At 53.2% G+C, this 265-nt stretch carries 1 protein-coding gene; it reads left to right on the forward strand.

Features of this window, described 5'->3' with window-relative positions; translation table 11 throughout:
• A partial coding sequence (locus SB756_RS31115; protein ID WP_410913376.1) for a TCP-1/cpn60 chaperonin family protein occupies nt 1-265 on the forward strand: 265 nt, incomplete at both ends.

Consider the following 265-nt stretch of genomic DNA (forward strand, 5'->3'; position numbering starts at 1 on the left):
GTATCAAAGTTGCGCTGCGCGCGATGGAATCTCCACTGCGTCAGATCGTTTCTAACGCCGGTGAAGAGCCATCTGTTGTCGCTAACAACGTGAAAGCGGGCGACGGTAACTACGGTTACAACGCGCAGACTGAAGAGTACGGCAACATGATCGACTTCGGTATCCTGGATCCAACCAAAGTGACCAGTTCTGCTCTGCAGTACGCGGCCTCTGTTGCGGGTCTGATGATCACAACCGAATGTATGGTCACTGACCTGCCAAAAGG

The organism is Pseudomonas sp. SIMBA_068, from assembly GCF_046534705.1.
Taxonomy (GTDB): domain Bacteria; phylum Pseudomonadota; class Gammaproteobacteria; order Pseudomonadales; family Pseudomonadaceae; genus Aquipseudomonas; species Aquipseudomonas putida.